10 protein-coding genes are annotated in these 8,728 nt (G+C 73.9%); 9 read left to right on the plus strand and 1 reads right to left on the minus strand.

Features of this window, described 5'->3' with window-relative positions:
* Positions 1-201: 201 nt before the first annotated feature.
* Positions 202-1,284 (minus strand): winged helix DNA-binding domain-containing protein, encoded by a 1,083-nt coding sequence (locus AC1DT4_RS17600; protein WP_477091075.1) that lies wholly within the window; start codon positions 1,282-1,284, stop codon positions 202-204.
* 78 nt (positions 1,285-1,362) lie between these two features.
* On the opposite strand from AC1DT4_RS17600, the gene AC1DT4_RS17605 reads away from it, so the two are divergent.
* The 9 genes from AC1DT4_RS17605 to AC1DT4_RS17645 all read left to right on the plus strand — a co-directional run.
* Positions 1,363-1,779, plus strand: a complete 417-nt coding sequence (locus AC1DT4_RS17605) for a VOC family protein (RefSeq protein ID WP_477091076.1) — start codon at positions 1,363-1,365, stop codon at positions 1,777-1,779.
* Positions 1,780-1,799: 20 nt separating this feature from the next.
* On the plus strand, positions 1,800-2,426 hold the full coding sequence (locus AC1DT4_RS17610) for an SGNH/GDSL hydrolase family protein (RefSeq protein ID WP_477091077.1): 627 nt from the start codon (positions 1,800-1,802) through the stop codon (positions 2,424-2,426).
* A gap of 365 nt (positions 2,427-2,791) precedes the next feature.
* Positions 2,792-3,727: a cysteine synthase A gene (cysK, locus tag AC1DT4_RS17615; RefSeq protein ID WP_477091078.1), complete on the plus strand. Its 936-nt coding sequence runs from the start codon at positions 2,792-2,794 to the stop codon at positions 3,725-3,727.
* A 49-nt stretch (positions 3,728-3,776) separates the two neighbouring features.
* Positions 3,777-4,361 carry a serine O-acetyltransferase EpsC gene (gene epsC, locus AC1DT4_RS17620; RefSeq protein WP_477091079.1) on the plus strand — a complete coding sequence of 195 codons (585 nt, stop codon included), beginning with the start codon at positions 3,777-3,779 and terminating at the stop codon, positions 4,359-4,361.
* 114 nt (positions 4,362-4,475) lie between these two features.
* Positions 4,476-4,826 (plus strand): GntR family transcriptional regulator, encoded by a 351-nt coding sequence (locus AC1DT4_RS17625; RefSeq protein WP_477091080.1) that lies wholly within the window; start codon positions 4,476-4,478, stop codon positions 4,824-4,826.
* Positions 4,827-4,919: 93 nt separating this feature from the next.
* Complete coding sequence (locus AC1DT4_RS17630) at positions 4,920-5,918, plus strand: DUF1648 domain-containing protein (protein WP_477091081.1); 999 nt, start codon at positions 4,920-4,922, stop codon at positions 5,916-5,918.
* Positions 5,919-5,963: 45 nt separating this feature from the next.
* Positions 5,964-7,001 (plus strand): LLM class F420-dependent oxidoreductase, encoded by a 1,038-nt coding sequence (locus AC1DT4_RS17635; RefSeq protein ID WP_477091082.1) that lies wholly within the window; start codon positions 5,964-5,966, stop codon positions 6,999-7,001.
* A 7-nt stretch (positions 7,002-7,008) separates the two neighbouring features.
* The gene (locus tag AC1DT4_RS17640) at positions 7,009-7,338 is read left to right on the plus strand and encodes an MGMT family protein (RefSeq protein WP_477091083.1); all 330 of its coding nucleotides are present in this window, start codon (positions 7,009-7,011) and stop codon (positions 7,336-7,338) included.
* 100 nt (positions 7,339-7,438) lie between these two features.
* On the plus strand, positions 7,439-8,728 hold a 1,290-nt coding region (locus AC1DT4_RS17645), incomplete at its 3' end, for an acyltransferase family protein (RefSeq protein WP_477091084.1).

The following is an 8,728-nucleotide window of genomic DNA, read 5'->3' on the forward strand; positions in this document are numbered from 1 at the left end:
CCGCGCCCGCTTGTCCTTGTTGCGCGCGGCTTGAACCGCCCCCAGCGCCATTGGGGGCTGTCGAAGATCAGCCACCCGGACCATGGCCGTCAGTCACTCTCGTAGCGACGCGTTCCACATCCGGGCCGATCCTTCGCGATGGGATGCTGACACCACCGCGCAGACCGGGAGATCCAAGATGGAACAGTACACGGTTCCTGGTCACTTGTCCACTTCGACCCTGACCGGCACCCCGGCGAAGGCCGCCAGCCGGTCGAAAGCGACGTCGACCGCACCCTTCTCGGCAGCGGTCAGGTCGACGGCGAGGGTCAGCTCCGCGGTGAGCTGGTCCCGCCCGACCACCCGTCGCCACCACCCGATCCCCTGGCTGTCGAGCAGCAGCGGCTGGATCACCTGGTTCGCGTTCGCGGGGGCGAGGACGCGGTCGGCGATGTTGAGGACGCGGCGGCTCTCCGTGTAGGCGACCCCGTACTCGTCGTACCCCTGCAGCACGTGCACGGTGGGCGACGGGTCGCGGACCGGCGGGTCCGACGGCGCGAACCAGCAGGTCAGGCCGTCGACGTCCGCGGACACGAGCTCGTCGCCGACGATCGCCAGCCCGCGGCGGACCTGGGTCAGGGTCAGGCTGGACCACCACGCGAAGTCCTTGACCGTGGCCGGGCCGTGGCCGACGAAGTAGCGGCGCGTCAGCTCGGCGAGCGCCTCGTCGGGCTCGAGCGGTGCGGCGGGCGGCACGCGTGCGTCGACGAGCGCGTAGGTCTGCTGCGCGCCGCGGCGCTCGCCGCTGACGATCACTGCGGCCAGCTCCGCCGCCATCACCAGGTACGCGAGCCGTACCCCGTCCGCGTCGATCCCGGCGGCGGCCAGCGCGGCGGCGAGCTCGTGGCGCGTCAGGTGGTCGCCGCCGACCAGGGCGTCGGCCATCGTCGCGGTCGCGCGGTCCACCAGCGCGTCGTCGATCCCCGACCGGCGCTCGTAGTAGCGGCTGAGCTGCCGCACGCGCGGCCCGGTCAGCGCCTGGATCCACCGCAGGTCCTGCGGCGCGACGAAGTGCCAGGTCGGCCGCATCGCATGGGTGCGCAGGACGGTGCCGGCGTCGAGCGCGGCCTGGACCGCGGCGGCGTCCGCGTCGGCCGACCGCTGCCCCAGGGACCACGTGGCCATCGCGAGCTCCTGCGCCTGCACCGCACCCAGGTGCCGCACCACCGTGGCCGGGTCGGGCAGCGGCGGTCCGGACAGGTGCTGCACGTGCAGCCGTCGGTGCGCCGCCTCGAGGCGATCCATGGACACCGATCCTGTTGCATGTCGGAGGGCCGTGGAAAGGTGAAAGGCACCAGCCGACCACCGTCGAAGGAGACCCCTGTGGCCACGTACCTGAACCCCTACCTGAACTTCCGCGACACCGCGCGCCCGGCCATGGAGTTCTACCAGTCCGTGTTCGGCGGCGAGCTGACGCTCAGCACGTTCGGGGAGTTCCACGCGAGCGAGGACCCGGCCGAGGTCGACAACATCATGCACGGGCAGCTCGAGACGCCCAGCGGGTTCGTCCTCATGGGCGCCGACACCCCGAGCTCGATGGAGCTCGCCGCGCAGAGCAACGTGTCGGTCTCGATCAGCGGCGAGGACGAGACCGAGCTGCGGGGCTACTGGGACAAGCTGGCCGACGGCGCGACGATCGTCGTCCCGCTGGCCGCCGCCCCCTGGGGGGCCACCTTCGGCATGCTGGACGACAAGTTCGGCACCCACTGGCTGGTGAACATCACGCCCGCGGAGGGGTAGCCGTTCGCTAGCGTGCCGCCGTGACGTTCCTGCAGCCCCACGACCGTGTCCTGCTCACGGGCGACTCCATCACCGACTGGGGCCGTGACCGCACCGACCCGTCGAGCCTGGGGAACGGGTACGCCGGCATCGTCGCGGCGCTCGCGGGCGCGCGCCGGCCGGACCTCGACCTCACGTTCCTCAACCGCGGTGTCGGCGGCGACACGTCCGGGATGCTGCGCGCACGGTGGGGGCAGGACGCGGTCGCCCTCGCGCCGACCGTCGTCTCGATCCTGGTCGGCATCAACGACACGTGGCGCCGCTACGACTCCGGCACGCCGACGTCGACCGAGGAGTACGAGGAGAACCTGCGGGCCATCAGCTCCACGGCGGACAGGCTGGTGCTCGTCGAGCCCTTCCTCGTGCCCGTCCGGGCCGACCAGCACGCCTGGCGCGAGGACCTCGACCCCCGCCTCGCTGTGGTGCGCCGGGTGGCGGCTGAGCACCGCGCGGTGCTCGTGCCCGCGGACGGGCTCTTCGCGGCCGCGGCCGTCCGCACCACCCCCGCGGCGTGGGCGTACGACGGCGTTCACCCCACGCCCGCGGGCCACGGGCTGCTCGCCGAGGCCTGGCTGCGCGCGGTGGGGATCGACGGGCCGTCCACCTGATGGGGATGCTTTGCGCGGGCGGCGACGTTGACGCTAGCGTCGTGGCCGGTCGTGTCCCGCAGTCGCGGGAGCGATGACCGACTCGGTCCCGGAGGACGAAGCGATGAGCGTGCAGGCTGCCGCCCCCGCCGTCCTCGTGCGCGCCCGCGTGGCGCTGCCCTGTTGTCGCTGTCTGTAGAGCGCTGGCTGCTCCTTCGCGTGCGGACCCCGTGAGAGGGGACCGCCTTCCGCGCCAGCGCTCGCCCCAGGCCCGGACCCCCGCGATCCGTGCCGACCGCCCGGCGCACAGTCGCCGCCGGAGCCCCAGACTCCGCTAGTCCCCCACCAGCTGCCGGCCAGCCGGCAGCTTCGACCGAAGAGGAACCATGGCACGCATCTACGACGACGCGACGGCGCTCATCGGCAACACCCCGCTGGTCCGCATCAACAAGATCACCGACGGTGCCCCCGCCACCGTCGTCGGCAAGCTCGAGTTCTACAACCCCGCCAACTCGGTCAAGGACCGCATCGGCGTCGCGATCATCAACGCGGCCGAGGCGTCCGGCGACCTCAAGCCGGGCGGCACGATCGTCGAGGCCACCAGCGGCAACACGGGCATCGCGCTCGCGTTCGTCGGCGCGGCCCGCGGCTACAAGGTCGTGCTGACGATGCCGGAGACGATGTCGAAGGAGCGCCGCGCCCTGCTGCGCGCGTTCGGCGCGGAGCTGATCCTCACGCCCGGTTCCGAGGGCATGAAGGGCGCGGTCAACCGTGCCGACGAGATCGTCGCCGAGCGCGAGGGCGCCATCCTTGCTCGTCAGTTCGCCAACGAGGCCAACCCGGAGATCCACCGGACCACCACGGCCGAGGAGATCTGGGCCGACACGGACGGCGAGATCGACATCCTCGTCGCCGGCATCGGCACCGGCGGCACCATCACCGGCGTCGGCCAGGCGCTCAAGGCCCGCAAGCCGGGCGTCCAGATCGTCGGCGTCGAGCCGGCCGAGTCGCCCATCCTCAACGGCGGAGCCCCCGGCCCGCACAAGATCCAGGGCATCGGCGCCAACTTCGTGCCCGAGATCCTCGACACCACGGTCTACGACGAGATCATCGACGTCGACGCCGAGACGGCCGTGAAGGTCGCCCGCCGCGCCGCCGCCGAGGAGGGCCTGCTGGTCGGCATCTCGTCCGGCGCCGCCCTGCACGCGGCGACCATCCTGGCCAACCGCCCGGAGAACGCCGGCAAGCTCATCGTCGCGATCATCCCGTCGTTCGGCGAGCGCTACCTGTCGACCGTGCTCTACGCGGACCTGCTCGACTGACCCGCCCCGCGGCCGCCCCCCGAACGCCCCCACACAGGACGAAGGCTCCATGCCCGAGCACCAGCACCTCCTCGCCACCCTGAGGGAGGACCTCGAGGCCGCCCGGCACCGCGATCCCGCGGCCCGGTCGCTCGCCGAGGTCGCCCTCGGGTACCCCGGGGTGCACGCGGTGTGGGTGTACCGGCTGGCGCACCGGATGTGGCACCAGCCCGGCCTGCAGCTGCCCGCGCGACTGGTCTCCCAGCTCGCGCGGGCGGTCACCGGGATCGAGATCCACCCCGGTGCCCGCCTGGGCCGTCGGTTGTTCATCGACCACGGCATGGGTGTCGTGATCGGCGAGACCGCCGAGGTGGGCGACGACGTGGTCCTGTTCCACGGGTCGACGCTCGGCGGCAAGTCGATGCGCCACGGCAAGCGGCACCCGACCCTCGGCGACGGGGTCGTGGTGGGCGCCGGGGCCAAGATCCTCGGCCCCGTGTGGATCGGCCCGGGCGCGCAGATCGGCGCGAACGCGGTCGTCATCCACGACGTCCCCGCCGGGGCGATCGCCGTCGGGGTCCCCGCGACGATCCGCCTGCGCCCGAAGGCCGCACCGTTCGACGTCGAGATCGACGACCCGGCGATCTACATCTGACGCCGCACCGCACGAATGTGAAGAACCCGGCCGATCATCGGCCGGGTTCTTCGCATTCTCCGGCGAGTCGCGTGAACTTGTTCTAGTTGTTGCCTAACAACTAGGGTGAGCAGCATGCTGTTCCGCGTCGACCCCTCCTCGCCCGACCCGCTGTTCGCGCAGCTGGCCGGGCAGGTGCGCTCCGCGGTCGCGCGAGGCGAGCTGACGGACGGCGAACGCCTCCCCGGGGCGCGGGAGCTCGCCGCGTCGCTCGACATCAACCTGCACACCGTCCTGCGCGCCTACCAGGACCTGCGGGACGAGGGGCTGATCGAGCTCCGCCGCGGTCGCGGCGCCGTGGTGACGGCCTCCGCGCAGGACAACGCCGAGCTCCACGCCGCGATCGAGACGCTCGTCCGCGTCGCCCGGTCGCTGGGCATCGCGCCGCAGACCACCACCGCGCTCGTCAAGGAGGCCCTCCGGTGACCCCGACGCCCACCGTCGCGCCGCCCCTCGCCACGGAGACCCTCCAGTGACTCTGGTCCCGCACCGCACGACCCTCGCGAAGGAGGCCCTCCGGTGACCCCCGTCCCGCACCGCGCGCTGACCACCGCGCTGACCCTGGTCGTGCCCGGCGCGCTCGTCGCCAGCACGTTCGTCGTCGCCACCGCCTGGTCGTCCGAGCTGCCGGACCCGGTGGCCGTGCACATCGGTACGGACGGCCCGGACGGCTACTCCTCGCTGGCCGGCGCGCTGTGGCCGCCGGCGATCCTCACGGCGGTCCTCGCCATCGCCTGCTGGGCCCTCGCGTTCTTCTGGGGTCGCACGGCCCTGGTCCGCCGGATCTCCGCCGCCACCGCGCTCGGGCTCTCGGCCTTCCTCTCGACGCTCACGATCGGGCTGCTCGACCTGCAGCGCGGCCTCACGGATGCGGCCGACGTCGGCTCGACCGGCCTGGTGGTCACGCTCGCCTTCGTGCTCGGCCTCGTCGCCGCCGCGCTGGGCGCGTGGCTGACGCCCGGCGACCTGCGGCAGCCGACCACGGACCCGATCCCCGCGTCGGCCGTCGTCCTGCCGCTCGGCCCGGACGAGTCGGCGAGCTGGGTCACGCACGCGGAGAGCCGTACGGCGCTGGTGGTCGGCGGCGGGGTCGCCGTCCTGGTGGTGGCCCTCGGGCTCCTGCTCTCGGCGCCGTTCGTGCTGGTCCCCGCCGTGGTGGTCGCCGGCGCGGTCCTGACGAGCACCTGGTTCACCGTCACCGTCGACCGGCGCGGGCTCACCGTCCGCTCGGCGGTGGGGTGGCCGCGGTTCGTCGTGCCGCTCGACGAGGTCGTGCGGGCCGAGGTCGTCGCCGTCCGCCCCTTCGCCGAGTTCGGCGGCTGGGGCTACCGGGTCGGGCGCGCGGGCCGCGTGGGCGTGGTGCTGCGCACGGGCGAGGGCCTGCAGGTGGAGCGCACGGGCGGGCGGTCGTTCGTCGTGACGGTCGACGACGCGGCGACCGGCGCCGCCCTGCTCAACACCCTCGCGGCACGGGCGCGCGTCGACCATCCGGCACGCGATACCCGCGGTACCAGGTAGCCTGGCGCGGGCGTCGACGGCGACGCCGGACCGGGAGGACTGACGATGCGGCTGGGCTACCACACGGGCTACTGGTCGGCGGGTCCTCCGCCGGGCGCGCAGGAGGCCGTCCTGGGCGCGGAGCAGCTCGGGTTCGACTCCGTCTGGACCGCCGAGGCCTACGGTTCCGACGCCCTGACGCCGCTCGCGTGGTGGGGGTCGCGCACCTCGCGCATCCGGCTGGGCACCGCGATCGCCCAGCTGTCGGCCCGCACCCCGACCGCCGCCGCGATGGCGGCACTCACGCTCGACCACCTCTCCGGCGGCCGCTTCGTCCTCGGCCTCGGCGCCTCCGGCCCGCAGGTGGTGGAGGGCTGGTACGGCCAGCCCTACCCGCGGCCGCTGGCCCGCACGCGCGAGTACGTCGCGATCGTGCGGCAGGTGCTGGCCCGGGAGGCGCCGGTGACGTTCGACGGGCAGTTCTACCGGCTCCCCCTCGGGCCCGACGAGGGCGCCGGGCTGGGCAAGGCGCTGCGCTCGACCGTGCACCCGCTGCGTGCCGACCTGCCGATCCACCTCGCCGCCGAAGGCCCGAAGAACATCGCGATGTCGGCCGAGATCGCCGACGGCTGGCTGCCGCTGTTCTACTCGCCGCGCATGGACGCCGAGTACCGCGCGCTGCTGGCCGAGGGGTTCGCGGCCCGGTCGCCGGAGCGCAGCGCCGTCGAGGACTTCGAGGTCGTGGCCACCGTGCCCGTCGTGCTGGGGGCCGACGTCGAGTCCGCCGCCGACAGCGTCCGGCCGTTCATCGCGCTGTACGCCGGCGGGATGGGCGCCAAGGGCGCGAACTACCACCGAGCCGTGCTCGACCGGCTGGGCTACACCGAGGCGTGCGACGAGATCCAGGCGCACTACCTCGCGGGCGACCGCGCACGGGCCACGGCCGCCGTGCCGCTCGAGCTGGTCCAGGACATCGCGCTGGTGGGCACGGCCGACGACATCCGGGCGCAGCTGCCGGCGTGGGAGGCCACCGCGGTGACGACGATGCTGGTGCAGGCCGACCCGCGGACGCTCCCGGCGATCGCCGACGCCCTGCGCGGCTGACCGCGCCGTGGACGACGACTACGCCGAGGCCGTGCTGGACCTCGTGGACGAGATCCCCGCGGGGCGCGCGATGACCTACGGCACGATCGCGGAAGTGGTCGGGGACCGCCTCGAGGCGCTCGACGGCCGCCGGCGGGGCGGTCCGCGGCAGGTGGGGCAGGTGCTCAGCCGTGCCGGCTCGGGCGTGCCGTGGTGGCGCGTGGTCAACGCCGCGGGCAGCCCACCCGCCCGTCACCTGGGCCGGGCGCTGGACCTGCTGGCCGACGAGGGCACTCCGTTGAGCGCCGACGGCAGGCGCGTCGCGCTGCGCCGCGCCATCTGGTTCCCGGAGAGTTGACGGCCCCTGCGTGTCCCCGCGGTCTGAGCCGCGCCGCCCGACCTAACCTGGCCGCACGGGGGGCACGCCTCCCGCGATCGAGTACCCGACCGGGGGATCCATGACCGTCACCGCCCAGCGCTCCGCGCCCCTGGTGACACGCGTGGAGGCCGAGCCGGTCGACCGCCCGAGCACGCCGCCCGCCCGCATGCCGCACCTGGGCGGGCTCGACGGGATCCGCGCGCTGGCCGTGGCCGGGGTCGTGATCTACCACCTCGGCGCACCGTGGATGCGCGGCGGCTTCCTCGGCGTCGACGTCTTCTTCGTGCTGTCCGGCTACCTGATCACCACGCTCGTGCTCGACGAGGTCGAGGGCACCGGCCGGTTCTCCTTCCGGCGGTTCTACGCCCGACGCGCCCGGCGCCTGCTGCCCGCGCTCGGCCTCCTGCTGCTGGGCATGGCCGGCGTGGCCGTCGCCATGCCGAGCGAGGCCGCGGAGCTGCGCGGGGACATCGCCGCAGCCGTGGGGTACGTGTCGAACTGGTGGCAGGTCATGGCCGACCGGTCCTACTTCGAGATGGTCAGCCGACCACCCCTGCTCCAGCACCTGTGGTCGCTGGCGATCGAGGAGCAGTTCTACCTCGTCTTCCCGCTCGTGATCCTGCTCGCGCTCCGCGCCGGTCGCGCGCGAGTCGGTCAGGTCGCGGCCGTCCTTGCCCTGCTCTCCACCGCGGCGATGGCGGTCCTGGCGATGCGGGCCTCGGTCCCCGTGCCCAACGACCCGAGCCGCGTGTACTTCGGCACGGACACCCACTCGATGGGCCTGCTGGTGGGCGCCGCGATGGCGGCCGTGTGGATGCCGTGGCGCACCTGGAAGCGGGCGGGGTCGTGGGCGCGGGAACGCGGCAACTCCGTGCGGCGGTTCGAGGCCGGCGTGACCGACGTGCTCGGCGCCGTCGCCCTGGTGGGCGTCCTCGCGGCCTTCGTGTGGGTCGACGAGTTCAGCGCCGCGCTGTACCGCGGCGGCTTCCTCGCGTTCTCGCTCCTGGCCGCCGTCCTCGTCGGCGCGGTCGGCGACCCCGCCGGCCTGCTGGGCCGCGGGCTCGGGCGCCAGCCGTGGCGCTGGGTGGGCGAGCGGTCGTACGGGATCTACCTGTGGCACTGGCCCGTGCTGATGCTCACGCGCCCCGGCGTCGACATCGAGACGTCGCCGTGGCTCGCGACCCCGGTGCGCCTCGCGGCCGTGCTTGCCCTGGCCGAGCTGTCGTACCGGTTCGTCGAGCTCCCGGTCCGCCGGGGCGCGGTCGGTCGGGCGCTCGCCCGCGCGCGTCGACCGGGCGGCGACCGGCCGCGCACCGTCCTGCGAGTCACAGCCGCCGCCGTGGGCCTGGTGGTCGTCGGCGGCGTGGCC

Source organism: Cellulomonas sp. P4_D11 (genome assembly GCF_056401915.1).